The organism is Kitasatospora sp. NPDC096147 (assembly GCF_044763225.1).
GTDB lineage: Bacteria > Actinomycetota > Actinomycetes > Streptomycetales > Streptomycetaceae > Kitasatospora.
Genome location: NZ_JBIWFX010000005.1, coordinates 172,736 through 190,823, shown reverse-complemented (window position 1 = coordinate 190,823; position 18,088 = coordinate 172,736). Strand labels below are relative to the sequence as shown.

Genomic DNA, 18,088 nt, shown 5'->3' with positions numbered 1-18,088 from the left:
GCGTCACACCTCGTCAGATCGTCGTAAGAGCGGTGATCCGGCGTCAAAGCGGTGCAATCCCCCCTCACTGCCAGGAGCCGAGCCATGCCCACTTCCCCCACCCGCCCCCGCAGAGCCCTCCTGCTCGGCGCCTGCGCCCTCTCGCTCACCCTGATCACCGCCTGCGGCAGCGGCGGCTCCGGCACCACTGCGGCGGCACCGGGGGAGCAGGCCGCCGACGGGAAGCCGGTCTCGCTGACCTTCTGGGGCTGGGCCAAGGGCACCAAGGACGTGGTGGCCGCCTTCAACGCCTCGCACCCGAACGTCCAGATCACCTTCGAGGAGATCCCGTCCGGGAACGCCGGCGGCTATGCCAAGATCGCCAATGCGGTGAAGGCGGGCAACGCCCCGGACGTCTTCAACGTCGAGTACCCGCAGCTCCCCGACTTCGTCAGCCAGGGCGCCGTGCAGGACATCTCCAAGCTGGTCACCGCCGACCTCAAGGCCAAGTACCTGCCGCAGGCCGTCGAGCTGACCACCCTCGGCGGCAAGAACTGGGCGCTGCCGCTGGACGCCGCGCCGCAGTCCTTCTACTACCGCAAGGACCTCTTCGACAAGGCCGGCATCACCGCCCCGCCCGCCACCTGGGACGAGTTCCGCACCGCCGCCCAGAAGCTCAAGCAGGCCGACCCGAACACCCGGATCGCCACCTTCTTCCCCGACGACCCGAGCACCTTCGAGGCGCTGGCCTGGCAGGCGGGGGCGAGCTGGTTCGGCACCAAGGGCGACTCCTGGCAGGTCGCCCTGACGTCCCCGCAGACCGCCAAGGTCGCCGACTACTGGCAGGGGATGATCGGCGAGGACCTGGTGCGCTCGATGCCGTCCTTCAGCCAGCAGTGGACCGCCTCGCTGCAGAAGGGCGAGACGGCCGGCTACCTCGGCGCCTCCTGGGGCGGCGGCGTGCTGAAGTCCTCGGTGCCCGACGGCAGCGGCAAGTGGGCCGTGGCCCCGATCCCGACCTGGGACGGCAGCCCCGCCAGCGGCATGCTCGGCGGCACCACCTTCGCCGTCTCCAAGGACAGCAAGAAGGCCAAGGCCGCCGTCGAGTTCGCCACCTGGGCCACCACCACCCCCGAGGGCATCAAGGCCCGGATCGCCTCCGGCACCTCCTCCGCCTACCCGGCCGCGCCCGAGCTGGTGCCGGTCGCCAAGGCCGCCTTCGACACCGGCTTCTACGGCGGCCAGGACATCTACGCGATCTACCAGGACGCCGCCAAGTCCATCAAGCCGAACTGGAGCTGGGGCCCGGCGATGGGCACCACCAACACCTCGCTGAAGGACTCCTTCGGCAAGCTCACCGGCGGCACCACCCTCGGCCAGGCGGTCGACACCGCCCAGAAGGCCACCGTCGCCGAGCTGAAGAACCGCGGCCTCAAGGTCGCCGAGTGACCAGCTCCGCCACCCGTTCCTCCGGCGTGCGGCGGAAGGGCAGGAACGGGGCGATCGCCACCCTGCTGGCCCCGTTCCTGCTGCTCTTCGCCGCCTGCACCCTGGTCCCGATCGGCTACGCGCTCTGGCTCAGCCTGCACAGCGAGCGCAGCTCCGGCCTCGGCTTCGGCGGTGCGGAGACGGTCTTCACCGGGATCGGCAACTACACCCGGGCGCTGGGCGACCAGGCGTTCCGCGAGGGCTTCCTGACGACGGCCCAGTACTGCCTGCTCTACATCCCGCTGATGACCGGCCTGGCGCTCGGCCTGGCCCTGCTGCTGGACTCCGCGCTGGCCCGGGCCCGCCGGTTCTTCCAACTGGCGCTGTTCCTGCCGCACGCGGTCCCCGGCATCATCGCCGCGCTGATCTGGATGTACCTCTACACCCCCGGCATCAGCCCGGTGATCGAGGCCCTGGAAGGGCTCGGCACCCGGCCCGACCTGCTCGGCCACCCGCTCCCCGCCGTGGTGAACATCGCGCTCTGGGAGTGGACCGGCTACAACATGGTGATCTTCTACGCCGCGCTCCAGGCCATCCCGCGCGAGGTGCTGGAGGCCGCCGTGGTGGACGGCGCCGGGCCGCTGCGCACCGCACTGAGCGTCAAGATCCCGCTGATCCGGGCCTCGATCACCATGGTCGGCCTGTTCACCGTGATCGGCTCGCTCCAGCTGTTCACCGAACCGGTGATCCTGCACGGCGTCTCACCCGGCGTCAGCTCCACCTGGACGCCGAACATGTACGCCTACACCGCCGCCTTCGAGAAGGGCGACTACGGACTGGCCGCCGCCGCCTCGGTGCTGCTGGCCCTGACCGCCGCCGCCCTCTCCTTCCTGGTCACCCGCTTCGGCCGGGGCCGCAAGGAAGTGACCACCGGATGAGCACCACCCTGACCCCCGCCCCGCCGAAGGCCGCCCCGGCCGCCACCCGTACCGCCGGGCGCCCGCGCCGCCCCTGGTCGCTGTCGAAGACCGCCGTCAACGGCGCCCTGCTGCTGGCCACCGCCTACACCCTGCTCCCGCTCGGCTGGCTGCTCACCGCCGCCGCCAAGGACACCGGCGACCTGATCGGCGGCCGGGCCCTCACCGCCGACACCTGGCACCTGGGGGCCAACCTCCAGGCGCTGGCCACCACCGGCGACGGCATCTACTTCCGCTGGTACCTCAACTCCCTGCTCTACGCCGGGATCGGGGCGCTGCTCTGCGCCCTGGTCTGCGTCGCGGCCGGCTACGCCTTCCAGGTCTTCGACTTCCCCGGCAAGGAGAAGCTGTTCGGCCTGGTGCTGCTCGGCGTGCTGGTGCCCACCACCGCGCTCGCCCTGCCGATGTACCTGCTCGCCTCCGAACTCGGGGTGGTGAACACCTTCTGGTCGGTCTTCATCCCCTCCCTGGTCAACCCCTTCGGGGTCTACCTGGCCCGGGTGTTCGTGGCCGGCTACGTGCCCGGCGAGGTGCTGGAGGCCGCCCGGATGGACGGCGCCGGGGAGCTGCGCACCTTCTGGTCGATCGGCCTGAAGATGGTGATGCCCGGCTTCGTGACGGTGTTCCTGTTCCAGTTCACCGCGATCTGGAACAACTTCTTCCTCCCGCTGGTGATGCTCTCCGACAGCCGGCTCTTCCCGGTCAGCCTCGGCCTGTACAGCTGGAACGCGCAGACCCGCGCCTTCCCCGAGTACTACCCGCTGGTGGTCACCGGCTCGCTGCTCGCCGTGCTCCCGCTGGTGATCGCCTTCGTGGTCCTCCAGCGCCACTGGAAGGCCGGACTGACCGCAGGGAGCGTCAAGTGACCCTCTACCAGGAGACCTTCGTGACCGACTCCGCCCCCCTGGCCCCACCGGCCCCGCCCCGGCAGCGCCGGCCGCGCGCCCTGCTCGCCATGGAGCGCGGCCTCGCCGAGCGGCTGATCGACCCGGCCACCCTGGCCCGGATCGCCGAACTCGCCGACCTCGACCCGTCGTTGGTGGTGGACGACTTCACCACCCCGGCCGCCCGGGCCGCCCTGGCCGAGGCCGAGGTGATCGTCAGCAGCTGGGGCTGCCCCCCGCTGGACGAGACGGTGCTGGCCGCCGCACCCCGGCTGCGCGCGGTGATCCACGCGGCCGGTTCGGTCAAGCACCACGTCACCGACGCCTGCTGGGAGCGCGGCCTGACGGTCACCTCGGCCGCTTGGGCCAACGCGCTGCCGGTGGCCGAGTACACCGTCGCCGCCGTGCTGCTGGCCAACAAGCAGCTGCTCCGGCTCGCCGCCGACTACCGCGACCGGCGCGACCGCCACGACTGGCAGGCAGCCTACGCCGCCACCGGCAACTACCGCCGCACCGTCGGCGTGGTCGGTGCCTCCCGGATCGGGCGCCGGGTGCTGGAGCTGCTCCGCCCGTACGACCTGGAGCTGCTGCTCCACGACCCGTGGGTGAGTGCCGAGGAGGCCCGCGAACTCGGGGCCAGGGCAGTCGAGTTGGACGAGCTCTGCGCCGCCTCGGACGTGGTGACGGTGCACGCCCCCGAGCTGCCCGCCACCCACCACCTGATCGACGCCCGCCGCCTCGCCCTGATGCCGGACGGCGCCACCCTGGTCAACACCTCGCGCGGCTCGCTGCTCGACCAGGACGCGCTGACCGCCGAGCTGGTCGCCGGCCGGCTGAGTGCGGTGCTGGACGTCACCGTGCCCGAGGTGCTGCCCGCCGACTCCCCGCTCTACGACCTGCCGAACGTGCTGCTCACCCCGCACGTGGCCGGCTCGCTCGGTGGCGAGCTGCACCGGATGGCCGCCGCCGCGGCCGACGAACTGGCCCGCTACGCCGCCGGACTGCCGTTCGCCCACCCGGTGCTGCCGCAGGACATCGCGCGCAGCGCCTGACGCCACCCGCCCGTGGCGCACTGCCGGCCGCCTGCCCGAGGCCCGCCGCGTGCCGCCGCCCGCCGCCGTCCGCCTCCGGTCGGCCGCTTCCCCGAACTCCCCCCCTTCGCTAGGAGAACTCCCATGCCCCGCAGGGTGATCGGCATCGTGATGAACGGTGTCACCGGCCGGATGGGCTACCGCCAGCACCTGGTCCGCTCGATCCTCGCCATCCGCGAGCAGGGCGGCCTCCCGCTGGACGGCGGCGACGTGCTCTGGCCGGAGCCGATCCTGGTCGGCCGCAGCGAGCTCAAGCTCAAGGAGCTGGCCGACCGGCACGGCCTCACCCACTGGACCACCTCGCTGGACGAGGCGCTGGCCCACCCGCTGGCCGAGATCTACTTCGACGCCCAGGTCACCCCGGCCCGGGAGCCCGCCCTGCGGGCCGCCATCGCGGCCGGCAAGCACGTCTACACCGAGAAGCCGACCGCCGAATCCCTGGACGCGGCACTGGAGTTGGCCCGGCTCGCGACGGCCGCCGGGGTGTGCAACGGTGCCGTGCAGGACAAGCTCTTCCTCCCCGGCCTGCGCAAGCTGGCCCGCCTGGTGGACGGCGGCTTCTTCGGCCGGATCCTCTCGGTGCGCGGCGAGTTCGGCTACTGGGTCTTCGAGGGCGACTGGCAGAGCGCCCAGCGCCCGTCCTGGAACTACCGGGCCGAGGACGGCGGCGGGATGATCCTGGACATGTTCCCGCACTGGCGGTACGTGCTGGACAACATCGTCGCCCCGGTCCGCTCGGTGTACGCGCACACCGCCACCCACATCCCGGAGCGGGTCGACGAGCAGGGCCGGGCCTACCGGGCCACCGCCGACGACGCGGCGTACGGCGTCTTCGAGCTGGCGGGCGGGATCACCGCGCAGATCAACTCCTCCTGGGCGGTACGGGTGGACCGGGACGAGCTGGTCGAGTTCCAGATCGACGGCACCGAGGGCAGCGCCGTCGCCGGGCTGCGCAACTGCCGTATCCAGCACCGGGCTTCGACCCCCAAGCCGGTCTGGAACCCGGACCTGCCGGCCACCGAGTCGTTCCGCGCGCAGTGGCAGCAGGTGCCGGACAACGAGGAGTTCGACAACGGCTTCAAGATCCAGTGGGAGCTGTTCCTGCGCCACGTGGTGACCGGCTCGGACTACCACTGGGACCTGCTGGAGGGCGCCAAGGGCGTCCAACTCGCCGAGCTCGGGCTGCGGTCCGCCCGCGAGGGCCGCCGCCTCGACGTCCCGGAGCTGTCGCTGTGACCCTCTCCCTCGACCTCCCGGGCCTCGGCCGCCACACCCTGCGCGAGCCCCTCCTCCTCCCGGCCGGGCCCGCCCCGGCGAGCCGCACCGTCTTCGCCGCCGCCCACGTCGTCGCCGACCCGCTCGGGGGGAACGCACCCGGCGCCCCGGCCGCGGTGGACTGGGAGAGCACCCTCGCCTTCCGCCGCCACCTCTGGTCGCTGGGCCTCGGCGTGGCCGACGCGATGGACACCGCACAGCGCGGGATGGGCCTCGACTGGGCCGCCACCGCCGAGCTGATCCGCCGCTCGGGTGCGGAGGCGCGGGCGGTCGGGGGCCGGCTGGCCTGCGGGGTCGGCACCGACCAACTGACCGCGCCCGCCTCGCTGGACGAGGTCCGGGCCGCGTACGCCGAGCAGCTCGGGGTCGTCGAGGAGGCGGGCGCGCAGCCGATCCTGATGGCCAGCCGGGCGCTGGCCGCCGTGGCGCGCGGGCCGGAGGACTACCTCGACGTCTACGGCTCGCTGATCGGGCAGGCCGGCCGCCCGGTGATCCTGCACTGGCTGGGCGAGATGTTCGACCCGGCGCTGGCCGGGTACTGGGGCTCCACCGACCTGGACGCCGCCACCGCCACGGTGCTGGCGCTGATCGAGGAGCACGCCGACCGGATCGACGGCATCAAGGTCTCGCTGCTGGACGCCGACCGGGAGATCGCCCTGCGCCGGGCCCTGCCGGAGCAGGTCAGGCTCTACACCGGGGACGACTTCCACTACCCGGAGCTGATCCTCGGCGACGGACTCGGGTACAGCGACGCGCTGTTGGGCGTCTTCGACCCGATCGCCGCCGTGGCCGCCGCGGCCCTGCGGGCCCTGGACGCGGGGGACCGGGACCGGTACGAGGAGCTGTTCGCCCCGACCCTGCCGCTGGCCCGGCACCTGTTCGCCGCGCCGACCTTCCACTACAAGACCGGCATCGTCTTCCTGGCCTGGCTGGCCGGGCACCAGTCGCACTTCACCATGGTCGCGGGCGCGCAGGGCGGGCGGTCCGTCCCGCACCTGATCCGGCTCTTCCAACTCGCCGACCGGGCAGGGGTGCTGCCCGATCCCGAGCTGGCCGCCCGGCGCATGCGGGAGTACCTGGCGGTGTCCCTGTGACGCGCGGGCTCTCGCTCAACCAGATCACCACCAAGGGCTGGACCCTGCCCGAGGCCGTCCGGGGCTGCGCCGAGGCCGGCCTCCCGGCCATCGGCCTCTGGCGCGACAAGGTCGCCGAGACCGGCCTGGCCCGCTCCGCCAAGCTCTGCCGGGACGCCGGACTCGCCGTCAGCTCGCTCTGCCGGGGCGGCTTCCTGACCGCCGCCACCCCCGAGGGCCGCCGCGCCGCGCTGGCCGACAACCTCCAGGCCGTCGAGGAGGCGGCCGAACTCGGCACCGACACCCTGGTGCTGGTGGTGGGCGGCCTCCCCGACGGCTCCCGGGACCTGCCCGGCGCCCGGGCCGCCGTCGCCGACCTGCTGGCCGAACTCGCGCCGCACGCGGGCGACTTCGGCGTGCGGCTGGCCATCGAGCCGCTGCACCCGATGTTCTGTGCGGACCGTGCCGTGGTCTCCACCCTCGGGCAGGCGCTCGACCTGGCCGAGCCCTTCCCGGCCGCCCAGGTCGGGGTGGTCGTGGACAGCTACCACGTCTGGTGGGACCCGCAGCTGGCGGGGCAGATCGCCCGGGCCGGGGAGCGCATCGCCGCCTACCAGCTCTGCGACTGGACCCTGCCGCTGCCCGCCGACGCCCTGCTCGGCCGGGGCCACGTCGGCGACGGCTGCATCGACTTCCGGGCGCTGGACGCGATGGTGACGGCCGCCGGGTACACCGGCTGGGTGGAGGTGGAGATCTTCAACCAGCAGGTCTGGGACACCCCCGGGGCCGAGACCGTCCGGACCCTGATCGAGCGTCACCGGGCCCACGTCACCGGGCCGCGCCCGTGAAGGTGGTCATCGCGCCGGACTCCTTCAAGGGGACCGCCACCGCCGCCGAGGCGGCCACCGCACTGGCGGCGGGCTGGCGCTCCGTCCGGCCCGGTGACCACCTGGTGCTGCTCCCGATGGCCGACGGCGGCGAGGGCACCCTCGCCGCCGTCGCGGGTGGCACCGCGTCCGTCCACCGGGTGCCGGGCTGCACCGGCCCCGACGGGCGGCCGGTCACCGGCCTCTTCGCCCTCCTCCCGGACGGCACCGCCGTGGTCGAACTCGCCACCGCAGGCGGCCTCCCGCTGATGTCCGCCCCCGCGCCGCTCACCGCCACCACCCGGGGCACCGGCCAGACCGTCGCCGCCGCGCTCGACCACGGCGCCACCCGCGTGCTGCTCGGCCTCGGCGGCTCCGCCTCCACCGACGGCGGCGCCGGGCTGCTGGCCGCCCTCGGCCTGCGTCTGTACGACTCCGGCGGCCGTCAACTGCCGGACGGCGGCGGTCCACTGGCCTCCCTCGCGGCCGTCGACCGCAGCACCCTGCGGCGACCCCCGCCCGGTGGGGTCCGGCTGCTCACCGACGTCACCAACCCGCTGCTCGGCCCACGCGGTGCCGCCGCCGTCTATGGCCCGCAGAAGGGTGCCACCTCCGCCGACATCGCACTCCTCGACCACGGCCTGGCCCGGCTGGCCGCCCTGCTCGGCGGCGACCCCACCCACCCCGGCGCGGGCGCGGCCGGCGGCACCGCGTACGGCCTGCACGCCGCCTGGTCCGCCACCATCACCCCGGGGGCCGCGGCCGTCGCCGACCTGCTCGGCCTCTCCCGGGCCGTCGCCGACGCCGATCTGGTGATCACCGGTGAGGGCCGCTACGACGCGACCTCGCACCAGGGCAAGGCCGTCGGAGAGGTGCTGCACCGGGCCGCCGGCACCCGCACCGCCGTGGTGGCCGGTGCCTCCGACCGGCCCGTCCTCACCCTCACCGCCCTGGCCGGCTCGGCCCGGGCGGCCCTGGCCGACCCGCTGCACTGGCTGGAGCGGGCGGGTGCGAAGCTGGCGGCCGGTGAGCCGACCCCGTCCGGCGGGTAGGTCCCGGGACGACGAGGGAGCAGCCATGACCGAGGCCCAGGACAGCGGGGTGGTCGTTTACTGGCGGCCGATGTGCACCTACTGCATGAAGCTGATGGCCCAACTCCGGTTCACCGACCTCGAGTACACCACCGTCAACATCTGGAAGGACCCGGAGGCCGCCGCCTACGTCCGCTCCGTCGCCGACGGCAACGAGACCGTCCCCACCGTCTCGGTCGCCGGTCACCCCCTGGTCAATCCCTCCCGCAAGGCCCTCCTCGCCGCCGTCGACACCTACGCCCCGCACCTGCGCAGGCGGGCCTGACCGTCCGCTCCCAGCGGCCCCGGGGGTCAGGGGGAGGGGAAGAGGCTGGCGGTGACCAGGAGGAGCAGGGGCGGCAGCGCCAGGAAGGTCAAGGAGGCGACCAGGCAGACGAGTTCGGCCAGGGCGTGGCCGGTCGACTGGAAGCGGACGGGGGTCTGGTGCCCTGCCGCGGTGGTGCGCCACTTGCCCGGGGTCTGGTTCACCGGTGGTCCTCCCTGTGCGTGGTCCGGTCTGCTGCTCGGCTGTGCCCAAGTCTCGGCGTCCGGGTGGGTCGGTGGCTTGAGTACCGGTACTCAATCTCCTGGTGGGGCCCGCAGCATTGATTGAAAGTGCTCGTAGCAGCTATAAAGCAAGCACTAACGAGCAATGGAGTGCGCCGTGATCCTGACCGTCACCCTCAATGCCGCCCTCGACGTCACCTACCACCTCCCCCGGGTGGCCCGGTTCGGGAGCAACCGGGTGCCGGAGGTGGCCGAGCAGGCGGGCGGCAAGGGCGTGAACGTGGCCCGGGTGCTGCGGGCGCTCGGGGCCGAGGTGGCGGTCACCGGCCTGGCCGGCGGTGCCACCGGGCTGGCGATCCGTCAGGAGCTGGGGCGGGCCGGGCTGCGGGACGAACTGGTGGCGGTGGGCGGGGAGAGCCGCCGGACCATCGCTGTGGTGGAGCAGGAGGACGGCGACGCCACCATGTACCTGGAGCCGGGGCCGGTGGTGACGGAGCAGGAGTGGCGGGCGTTCCGGTCGCGGTTCGCCGGGCTGCTGGCCGGGGCGGGGGCGGTGGTGCTCTCGGGCAGCCTGCCCCGCGGGCTGCCGGTGGACGCGTACCGGGAGCTGGTCGAGCTGGCCCGCGCCGGCGGGGTGCCGGCGGTGCTCGACGCGGACGGCCCGGCCCTGGCCGCCGGTCTGACGGCCCGTCCGGCCCTGGTGAAGCCGAACCGCAAGGAGCTGGCGGCGGTGGCCGGCATCGACGACCCGGTGGCCGGCGCGCGGGTGCTGCTGGCGGCCGGAGCCGAGGCGGTGGCCGCCTCGCTGGGCCCGGACGGCCTGCTGGTGGTGACGGAGCGGGGCGGCTGGCTGGCCACCCCGCCGGAGCCGGTGCCCGGCAATCCGACCGGCGCGGGTGACGCGGCGGTGGCCGCGCTCACCCTCGGCCTGGTCCGGGACGAGCCCTGGCCGGACCGGCTGCGCCGCGCGGTGGCGCTGTCGGCGGCGACCGTCCTGGCGCCCCGGGCCGGCGAGTTCGACGGGGCGGCCTACCGGCGGTGGCTCGACCGGGTGCGGGTCGAGCCGCTGCCGGTGCGGACGGTCAGCTCTTGAGCTGGTAGGCCTTCAGGTTCTTGAGCAGCAGGTAGGTGTCGCGCAGCGAGCCGGAGGTGTCCTCGACCGAGCGGTAGATCCCCCACTTCGGCCGGACCCGGTCGGCCAGGAAGGTGTCCACGCCGTTCTTGGTGGCGTCGATCACGGTCTTGCCGCCGCTCTTGAGCGCCCAGCGGACCGAACCGTTCTTGCCGTCGCCGATCTTGATCTCGTACTCGACGTCGATCCACTTGTCCTGGAGCGGTTCGAGGTCGGTCCGGCCGACCAGCACGTTGCCGTCGAACACCTTGTGCTCGATGGTCTGCTTGCCGTCCACCCGGCGCAGCGAGGTGACGGTGATCGGGGAGGTGCCGTTGCCCGGCTGCTTGGTCTGCATGACGTGGGTGAAGGTGGTGGTCGCCATCAGCGACTTGGGGATGTACATCGAGTACGTCACCCGCCAGGTCTGGCCGAGCTTCCACTCCAGGAAGTCCGAAGGGGAGGTGCGGTTGCCGGTCACCTCGTGGCGCTGGCGGTCGCTGTAGGAGTCGCGGTCCACCTTGTGCATGTCGAAGCGGTAGGCGTCGCCGGCCACCTTGATGTGCGGCCCGCCCTTCGGGTGCGATCCGGCGCGGTCGTCCTCGACCGTCTCGAAGGCGTCGTCCGGCCCCTGCCGGGTCGGGTCGGGGGACCAGCGCAGTGTCCAAGCCGGCGCTGCTCCGGCGGAGTTCGCGGGGACGGCCAGGGCGGGGAGGGTCAGGACGAGGGCGGTCAGGGCGGTGCTGAGCATGCGGGGACGCATCGGTGCCAACTCCTGCGGTCGGGTCAGGGCGGGACGGTGTGGTGTGCCATCCTGCCGCTTTGACAATGGACAGTAAAGGTTCCTGACGGTCTTCGGAGTGTCGGCCGGGCCGGTCGCACCGGTGCCCGACCTGGCCGAACGTACGTACTGGTCATGCCGGTTGGGTCGGTGTCGGTTGACTGCGGCGCGATCCGCCGGGTTATGGTCACCCTGTGCGTGCATCCCCGTACCGAGCGCTGCTGGCGCTGGTCGCCGTGGTGCTGGCCGCGCTGACCTGCTCGGCGGCCGGCTCCACCGCGCACACCCATCTGGCCGCGCCCGCAGGGGTGTTGACGGTCTTCGAGGCGGGGGCGCCGGACAGCTGCCCGGACGGCCCGGCCCCGGCACCGGCACCGGCCGCGCCGGTCGCGGACCACTGCGCGGAGGAGTCCGCCCCGTGGCTGGCCGACCTCGCCCCGCTGCTCCCGGTCCTGGTCCTGCTGGCCACCGTCCGCCCGACGGTGGCCGGAGCCCCGGGCCCGGCGACCGCCGGGGGCGGCCCCGCCCGGCCGGGACACGGCCGCACCCTGCTCAACCGGCTCTGCGTCCAGCGGACCTGACGGAACCCCACGCCCGCCCCCACCGACCGGTGGGGTGCGCGGGCGTGCCCGCCGTCAGACCATCCGTCCGCAGGACACCGACAGGAAGCAGAGACCGTGCGTCACCTCGACACGGCGGTGCTGACCCCCGCCACCCTCACCCGTCCCGGGCCGACCGCGAGCGGCGGCGGCACCGGCCGCTCGCTCGCCGCCGCCGTCGGCCGGACGCCGGTGGTCTGGATCGGCGAGCCGTTCACCGGCACCGACCGGGGCTTCTGGGCCAAGCTGGAGGGCTTCAACCCCGGCGGCATCAAGGACCGCCCCGCGCTCCACATGGTGGCGCGGGCCCGCGAACGCGGCGAACTCCGGCCCGGCGCCAGGATCGTGGAGTCCACCAGCGGCACCCTCGGCCTCGGCCTGGCACTGGCCGGGCAGATCCACGGCCACCCCGTCACCGTGGTCACCGACCCGGGCCTGGAGCCCGACGTGCACCGGCTGCTCACCGCCCAGGGCACCACCGTCGACCTGGTCGCCGAGCCGCACCCCACCGGCGGCTGGCAGGAGGCCCGCCGGCTGCGGGTGGCCGAGCTGCTCGCCGCCGACCCCACCGCCTGGTGCCCGGACCAGTACGCCAACCCCGACAACGTGGCCGCCTACGAACCGCTGGCCGAGGAGCTGATCGCCCAACTCGGCCGGGTGGACGTGCTGGTGGCCAGCGTCGGCACCGGAGGCCACTCCGCCGGGGTGAGCCGGGTGCTGCGCGAGTACTGCCCCGAGCTGCGGGTGATCGGGGTGGACACCACCGGCTCCACCATCTTCGGCCAGCCCGCCCGCACCCGGCTGATGCGCGGCCTGGGCAGCTCGATCCACCCGCGCAACGTCGCCTACGAGCAGTTCGCCGAGGTGCACTGGGTGGCCGCGCCCGAGGCCGTCCGGGCCTGCCGGGCGCTGGCCCGCTCGGCGTACGCCTCCGGCGGCTGGAGCGTCGGCGCGGTCGCCCTGGTCGCCGCCTGGGCGGCCCGGACGGAGCCGCCCGGCACCCGGATCGCCGCGATCTTCCCCGACGGCCCGCACCGCTACCTCTCCACCGTCTACCACGACGACTACTGCCGCCCGCACGGCCTGCTGGCCGGCGAGACGGCGGAGCACCCCGACGAGATCGCCGACCCGGCCGAGCGCGAAGTCACCCGCTGGACCCGCTGCCGCACCGTCACCGACCCGCTGGGCACGGCCCGGTGAGCGGCGGCTACCGCTCGTTCGAGCGGAGCGTGCGGCTGCTGATGGTCAACCAGTTCACCATCAACCTCGGCTTCTACATGCTGATGCCCTACCTGGCCCAGCACCTGTCCGGCACCCTCGGCCTGGCCGGCTGGACGGTCGGCCTGGTGCTCGGCGTGCGCAACCTCAGCCAGCAGGGCATGTTCCTGGCCGGCGGCGCGCTGGCCGACCGGTTCGGCTACAAGCCGCTGATCGTGGCCGGCCTGGCGCTGCGCACCGTCGGCTTCGCGGTGCTCGGCCTGGTCGAGTCCGTCCCCGCGCTGCTCGCCGCCTCGGCGGCCACCGGGCTGGCCGGTGCGCTCTTCAACCCGGCGGTCCGGGCGTACCTGGCGGTGGACGCGGGGGAGCGGCGGATCGAGGCGTTCGCCCTGTTCAACGTCTTCTACCAGGCAGGCATCCTGCTCGGCCCGCTGGTCGGACTCGCCCTCACCCGGCTGGACTTCCGGCTCACCTGCCTGACGGCGGCGGGGGTCTTCGCGGTGCTCGGCGCGGTCCAACTGCGCAGCCTGCCGCACCGCCGCGCGGACGGGGCCGACAGGCCCGAAGGAGCCTGCGGGCCGGCTGGCGCCTGCGGGCCAGCCGGCGCCTGCGGAGCCGACGGGCCGAACGGCCTGACCGGTCCGGCCGGAGCGGTCCGAGCAGCCGGAGCGGACGGCGTGGACGGAGTGGACGGGTGTGGGGGCGGGCCGGTGTCGGGGAGGCGGCGCCGGCTGCCGGGCGACCGGCGGTTCCTGCTGTTCGCCGTCGCGATGACCGGCTCGTACGTGCTCTCCTTCCAGGTCTACCTGGCGCTGCCGCTGGAGGTTCGGCGGACCGGCGGCGAGACCGCCGCCCCGGCGGTGGCGGCGCTGTTCGTGATCTCCGGGCTGGCCACCGTGCTCGGTCAGACCCGGCTCACCGCGTGGTGCCGCCGACACTGGCCGCCCGGGCGGTCCCTGACGGTGGGTCTGCTGGTGATGGCCTCGGCCTACCTGCCACTGGCCGCAGCCGCCGTCCTCGCTCCACCGGACCACGGCCCGGTCTCGCCGGTGCCGGCCCTCGTGCCACCGCTGTTGGCGGCCGCCTTGCTCACGCTGGGCACCATGCTGGCCCACCCCTTCGAGATGGACACCATCGTGACGCTGGCCCGGGGCCGCCGGGTCGCCACCCACTACGGGCTCTACAACACCGTCTGCGGAGTGGGCGTCACCCTCGGCAACCTGCTGGTCGGCGCCGCCCTGGGCCGGGCCCCCGCCGCCACCTGGCTCGGCCTGACCGCCCTCGGTCTCACCGCCGCCCTCGGGCTGACCGCCCTCCACCGCACGGGTCGGCTCGCTCCGGCCCCGGAACCCCGTCGGTCGGGGGCCCCGGTGGGTTGATGCCGGGTCAGTGGCGGTTCGGCGGATGCCCGCTGTGGCTCGGACGGGTGCGCTGGCCGGCTTGTCTCGGTCCCTGGATCTTGCCTGTGGCGAGGCTCCGGTGGGCTGAGTCCGAGGTTGATGCCGGGTCAGCGCTGGGCCAGTGGGCGCCCGCTGTGGCCCGGACGGGTGCGCTGGCCGGCTCGCCCCGCTCCCGGAACTCCGTCGGTCCGAGGCTTCGGTGGGTTGATGCCGGGTCAGTGGCGGTTCGGCGGATACCCGCTGTGGCCCGGACGGTGCACTGGCCGGCTTGTCTCGGTCCCTGGATCTCGCCTGTGGCGAGGCTCCGGTGGGCTGAGTCCGAGGTTGATGCCGGGTCAGCGCTGGGACAGCGGTTGTCCGCTGCGGCCCGGACGGGTGCGCCGGCCTCGTCCGCCCCCCAGCCCTCCGGCATTCCCACCCTCCTGCCTTCGTCGGGCCCGGCCGGGCCGGCGCGGGGCGGGCCGGGACAGCGTCAGAACGGGGCGGCCCGAGCCGACGGCGTCCGCTCCGGTCCTCGTCAGCTGGTGTCCGCCGACCGGTCCACACCTCGGACCGGTCGGCGGACGGCTGCGGCGCCGGGAGAGGATGGGGGTGTCCTCCGGACCGCCCCGGGACGCCGGACGGCCGAGCCGCGTGTGCCGTCGGGGTCGACGGGCCGGAGGACGCCGCATCCGGGCCCAGCCCGCCCGGTGGACCCAACCCGCGCTCATGGAGGACGTCGTGACGGTAGTCGAGATTCCCGGATCGAAGTCGGTGACGGCGCGCGCGCTGTTCCTGGCCGCCGCCGCCGACGGCAGCACCAGGCTGCGCCGCCCGCTGCACTCCGACGACACCGAGGGCTTCGCGGCCGGCCTGGACGCGCTCGGCTACCAGGTCACCGAGGATGGTGCCGACTGGGTCATCGAGGGCCGCCCGCAGGGACCGGCCAACGACGCCGACGTCTACTGCCGGGACGGCGCCACCACCGCCCGCTTCCTGCCGGCGCTGGCCGCCGCCGGGCACGGCGAGTTCCGCTTCGACGCCTCGGCGCAGATGCGCCGCCGCCCGGTCGGCCCGCTGACCGAGGCGCTGCGCGAGCTCGGCGTGGAGCTGGTGCACGAGGAGAACGAGGGCCACCACCCGCTGCGGATCAGCGCGCGCGGGGTCAAGGGCGGCGAACTCACGCTGGACGCCGGGCTCTCCTCGCAGTACCTGACCGCGCTGCTGCTGCTCGGGCCGCTGACCGAGCAGGGCCTGCGGATCACCGTCACCGACCTGGTCTCGGTGCCGTACGTCGAGATCACCCTGGCCATGATGCGCAGCTTCGGCGTCGAGGTGACCCGGGAGGGCGACGGCAAGGTCTTCGTGGTGCCGCCGGGTGGCTACACCGCCACCGACTACCCGGTGGAGCCGGACGCCTCCACCGCCAGCTACGTCTTCGCCGCCGCCGCCCTGACGGGCCGTGAGGTGACGGTGCCGGGCCTCGGGCGGGGCGCCCTCCAGGGTGACCTGGCGTTCGTCGAGGTGCTGGAGCGGATGGGCGCCGAGGTGACGGTCGGGGCCGAGGAGGTGACGGTGAAGGGCGCGCCCGGTGGCCGGCTGCGCGGGATCACCGTCAACATGCGGGACATCTCCGACACCATGCCGACGCTGGCCGCCATCGCGCCGTTCGCCGACGGGCCGGTGCGGATCGAGGACGTCTACAACACCCGGGTCAAGGAGTGCGACCGGCTGGAGGCCTGCGCGCAGAACCTCCGGGCCCAGGGCATCGAGGTGGAGACCGGGCGGGACTGGATCGAGATCAAGCCGGGCACCCCGGCCCCGGTGGAGATCGCCACCTTCGGCGACCACCGGATCGTGATGTCCTTCGCGGTGGCCGGGCTGCGCACCCCGGGCGTCACCTTCGACGACCCGGGGTGCGTGCGGAAGACCTTCCCGGCCTTCCACGAGGAGTTCGCGAAGCTGCGCGCCTCCTGGGGGATCTGACCCCGGCTCAGTCGGTGCCCTCGGCCCCGGCCGGCTTCAGCTTGCGCGCGAGCAGCGTGCCGAGCCGGTCGAGGCCGACCACCAGGGCGGCCAGCGCGACGAACTCGAAGGTCAGCTGGACGATCTGGAGCGACACCCAGCCGTAGCCCTTCTCGGCCGGGTCCAGGAAGAAGTACGGGTACTTGTTGGGGAAGTCCGGGAAGAGCGCGGCCCGGGTGAGGGTGACGGCGGCGTAGCCGAGCGGGAAGGACAGCCAGAGCGGCAGGTCCTTCCAACGGGAGGCGTTGCGCGGCTTGAGGCAGAGCCAGTCGCCCAGCACCAGCACGGGCGTGACGTAGTGCAGGAAGAAGCTGGACCACTCCTGCACCAGGTCGTCGCCGTTCACCAGGCCCGGCAGCGGGTTGGCGCCCTTGTTCAGCAGCACGTGCGCGACCAGGCCGGTGATGGTGATGTACAGCGTCACCGCCCCGCGCAGCCGGGGCGCGGGCGCCTCGACGGTGTCGCGCTTCACCATCCAGTAGACGGCCCCGAGGAAGTACCCCAGCACGATCACGTTGCTCTCGATGGTGAAGTACACCAGGGAGCTGTTGCTGAGGATCAGCCCGAGCCCGGCCGAGAGCGCGATGGCGGATCGCCACCAGAGGGCGGGGCGGGTCCAGACCGACATGTCGTTCACCAGTCCGTCGTCGAGGGTTGGCAGGAACGCCGCACTCTACCTGCGGGTAGCCGGACCACGGAAGGATCACCGTCACCGCGTACCATCGCCGGATGGCCCGACGCCCGCACGCACCGCGCCGCCTGACCGTCGACGGTACCGATCACCTCTGGACCCTCCGGCACCGGCACCCGGAGGGCGGCGGCTGCGTGGAGACCCTGACGCTGCGTCCGCAGCCGCCCGGCCGGGGCGGCCCGCTGCGGATCGTCTTCGCCGACGGCCCGGGCCGGTACGTGCCCGGCGGGGCGCCGCTCGGCTCCGGGGACGTGGGCGAGGTCCGCGGGGCCGGGTTGAACCTGCACGAGCCGGGAGCGGTCCGGGCGCTGCTGGACACGGCCCGGGCGCGCGGCTGGGAGCCGGACGGGCCGGCCGTCGAGCTCGACGGCTGGGGGCTGCTGGCGGAGGCCGCCGCCCGGCGTTGACGGCCGGTCAGCCGGTCAGCCGGGCTGGACGAAGCCCTCCTGGTAGGCGGTGATGACGGCCTGGGTGCGGTCGCGGGCGCCGAGTTTGGCGAGCACACCGCCGACGTGGGTCTTCACGGTCTCGGGGCTGACCACCAGGCGGGTGGCGATCTCGGCGTTGTTGAGGCCGACCGCCATCAGGCGCAGCACCTGGGCCTCGCGTTCGGTGAGGCGGCGGGTGCGGCCGTCGGTGCGCTCCGGGCGGCGGCCGGCCGCCAGGTCGCGGATGGCGGCCGGGAAGAGCAGGGAGTCTCCCCGGGCGACCAGCCGGACGGCCTGGACCATCTCGTCCGCGCTGGCCCGCTTGAGCAGGAAACCGGCCGCGCCGACCCGCAGGGCGTCGTAGACGTGGTCGTCGTTCTCGAAGGTGGTCACCACCAGGATCCGGGGCGCCGGGTCCAGGGTGGTGACCAGTTGCTCGGTGGCCCGGATGCCGTCGACCTGCGGCATCCGGACGTCCATCAGCACCACGTCCGGCCGCAACTCGCGGACCAGCGGCACCACTTCGGCCCCGCTCGCGGCCTCGCCGACCACCTCCAGGTCCGGCTCGGCGTTCAGGATGGCCCGCAGGCCCAGCCGCACCAGCCGCTCGTCGTCGGCGATCACCACCCGGAGCCGCTCCGCCGTCCCGTGCGGCACTGCCCCGCTCGTCCCTGTCCGGTCCATGGCCGTCCCCCTGCGTCGTGTG

Annotated in this window: 19 protein-coding genes; 15 read left to right on the top strand and 4 right to left on the bottom strand. The window is 73.9% G+C overall.

Going from position 1 to position 18,088, the window contains the following annotated elements; genetic code table 11:
• Positions 1–84: 84 nt before the first annotated feature.
• The 9 genes from ACIRBX_RS18495 to ACIRBX_RS18455 all read left to right on the top strand — a co-directional run bounded on the left by ACIRBX_RS18495 (position 85) and on the right by ACIRBX_RS18455 (position 8,929).
• Positions 85–1,428, top strand: a complete 1,344-nt coding sequence (locus ACIRBX_RS18495) for an ABC transporter substrate-binding protein (RefSeq protein ID WP_402297909.1) — start codon at positions 85–87, stop codon at positions 1,426–1,428.
• Positions 1,425–2,345, top strand: a complete 921-nt coding sequence (locus tag ACIRBX_RS18490; RefSeq protein ID WP_402297907.1) for a carbohydrate ABC transporter permease — start codon at positions 1,425–1,427, stop codon at positions 2,343–2,345. Before ACIRBX_RS18495 ends, ACIRBX_RS18490 begins: the two co-directional genes overlap by 4 nt.
• Positions 2,342–3,250 carry a carbohydrate ABC transporter permease gene (locus ACIRBX_RS18485; protein ID WP_402297906.1) on the top strand — a complete coding sequence of 303 codons (909 nt, stop codon included), beginning with the start codon at positions 2,342–2,344 and terminating at the stop codon, positions 3,248–3,250. Before ACIRBX_RS18490 ends, ACIRBX_RS18485 begins: the two co-directional genes overlap by 4 nt.
• An 89-nt stretch (positions 3,251–3,339) precedes the next feature.
• Positions 3,340–4,320, top strand: a complete 981-nt coding sequence (locus ACIRBX_RS18480) for a hydroxyacid dehydrogenase (RefSeq protein ID WP_402298422.1) — start codon at positions 3,340–3,342, stop codon at positions 4,318–4,320.
• A gap of 123 nt (positions 4,321–4,443) precedes the next feature.
• Complete coding sequence (locus ACIRBX_RS18475; protein WP_402297904.1) at positions 4,444–5,595, top strand: Gfo/Idh/MocA family protein; 1,152 nt, start codon at positions 4,444–4,446, stop codon at positions 5,593–5,595.
• Entirely contained in the window at positions 5,592–6,728 is a 1,137-nt protein-coding gene (locus ACIRBX_RS18470; RefSeq protein WP_402297902.1) for a dihydrodipicolinate synthase family protein, read from the top strand. Before ACIRBX_RS18475 ends, ACIRBX_RS18470 begins: the two co-directional genes overlap by 4 nt.
• The gene (locus ACIRBX_RS18465; protein ID WP_402297900.1) at positions 6,725–7,555 is read left to right on the top strand and encodes a sugar phosphate isomerase/epimerase family protein; all 831 of its coding nucleotides are present in this window, start codon (positions 6,725–6,727) and stop codon (positions 7,553–7,555) included. Before ACIRBX_RS18470 ends, ACIRBX_RS18465 begins: the two co-directional genes overlap by 4 nt.
• Positions 7,552–8,625, top strand: a complete 1,074-nt coding sequence (locus ACIRBX_RS18460) for a glycerate kinase (protein ID WP_402297899.1) — start codon at positions 7,552–7,554, stop codon at positions 8,623–8,625. The genes ACIRBX_RS18465 and ACIRBX_RS18460 overlap by 4 nt, the downstream gene beginning before the upstream one ends.
• A 25-nt stretch (positions 8,626–8,650) precedes the next feature.
• A complete protein-coding gene (locus ACIRBX_RS18455) occupies positions 8,651–8,929 on the top strand; it encodes a mycoredoxin (RefSeq protein ID WP_402297897.1) in 279 nt (92 codons plus the stop codon).
• Between the two features lie 26 nt (positions 8,930–8,955).
• Here ACIRBX_RS18455 and ACIRBX_RS18450 read toward each other — a convergent pair whose 3' ends face one another.
• The gene (locus ACIRBX_RS18450; RefSeq protein ID WP_402297895.1) at positions 8,956–9,132 is read right to left on the bottom strand and encodes a hypothetical protein; all 177 of its coding nucleotides are present in this window, start codon (positions 9,130–9,132) and stop codon (positions 8,956–8,958) included.
• Between the two features lie 175 nt (positions 9,133–9,307).
• Here ACIRBX_RS18450 and ACIRBX_RS18445 point away from each other — a divergent pair, with 175 nt between their 5' ends.
• Complete coding sequence (locus ACIRBX_RS18445) at positions 9,308–10,243, top strand: 1-phosphofructokinase family hexose kinase (protein ID WP_402297893.1); 936 nt, start codon at positions 9,308–9,310, stop codon at positions 10,241–10,243.
• On the opposite strand, the gene ACIRBX_RS18440 is transcribed toward ACIRBX_RS18445, so the two are convergent.
• Positions 10,233–11,033: a Tat pathway signal sequence domain protein gene (locus tag ACIRBX_RS18440; RefSeq protein ID WP_402297892.1), complete on the bottom strand. Its 801-nt coding sequence runs from the start codon at positions 11,031–11,033 to the stop codon at positions 10,233–10,235. The genes ACIRBX_RS18445 and ACIRBX_RS18440 overlap by 11 nt on opposite strands.
• A gap of 203 nt (positions 11,034–11,236) precedes the next feature.
• Here ACIRBX_RS18440 and ACIRBX_RS18435 point away from each other — a divergent pair, with 203 nt between their 5' ends.
• The 4 genes from ACIRBX_RS18435 to aroA all read left to right on the top strand — a co-directional run bounded on the left by ACIRBX_RS18435 (position 11,237) and on the right by aroA (position 16,224).
• Positions 11,237–11,623, top strand: a complete 387-nt coding sequence (locus ACIRBX_RS18435; RefSeq protein WP_402297890.1) for a hypothetical protein — start codon at positions 11,237–11,239, stop codon at positions 11,621–11,623.
• A 96-nt stretch (positions 11,624–11,719) separates the two neighbouring features.
• Positions 11,720–12,841: a PLP-dependent cysteine synthase family protein gene (locus ACIRBX_RS18430; protein WP_402297889.1), complete on the top strand. Its 1,122-nt coding sequence runs from the start codon at positions 11,720–11,722 to the stop codon at positions 12,839–12,841.
• Positions 12,842–12,882: 41 nt separating this feature from the next.
• Positions 12,883–14,238 (top strand): MFS transporter, encoded by a 1,356-nt coding sequence (locus ACIRBX_RS18425; RefSeq protein ID WP_402298421.1) that lies wholly within the window; start codon positions 12,883–12,885, stop codon positions 14,236–14,238.
• Positions 14,239–14,979: 741 nt separating this feature from the next.
• Positions 14,980–16,224 carry a 3-phosphoshikimate 1-carboxyvinyltransferase gene (gene aroA / locus ACIRBX_RS18420; protein ID WP_402297888.1) on the top strand — a complete coding sequence of 415 codons (1,245 nt, stop codon included), beginning with the start codon at positions 14,980–14,982 and terminating at the stop codon, positions 16,222–16,224.
• Positions 16,225–16,231: 7 nt separating this feature from the next.
• On the opposite strand, the gene ACIRBX_RS18415 is transcribed toward aroA, so the two are convergent.
• Complete coding sequence (locus ACIRBX_RS18415; protein ID WP_402297886.1) at positions 16,232–16,891, bottom strand: Pr6Pr family membrane protein; 660 nt, start codon at positions 16,889–16,891, stop codon at positions 16,232–16,234.
• Positions 16,892–16,992: 101 nt separating this feature from the next.
• Between ACIRBX_RS18415 and ACIRBX_RS18410 the strand changes: the two genes are divergently transcribed.
• The gene (locus ACIRBX_RS18410) at positions 16,993–17,361 is read left to right on the top strand and encodes a hypothetical protein (protein WP_402297883.1); all 369 of its coding nucleotides are present in this window, start codon (positions 16,993–16,995) and stop codon (positions 17,359–17,361) included.
• A gap of 15 nt (positions 17,362–17,376) precedes the next feature.
• On the opposite strand, the gene ACIRBX_RS18405 is transcribed toward ACIRBX_RS18410, so the two are convergent.
• Complete coding sequence (locus tag ACIRBX_RS18405) at positions 17,377–18,066, bottom strand: response regulator (RefSeq protein WP_402297881.1); 690 nt, start codon at positions 18,064–18,066, stop codon at positions 17,377–17,379.
• Between the last annotated feature and the right edge of the window lie 22 nt (positions 18,067–18,088).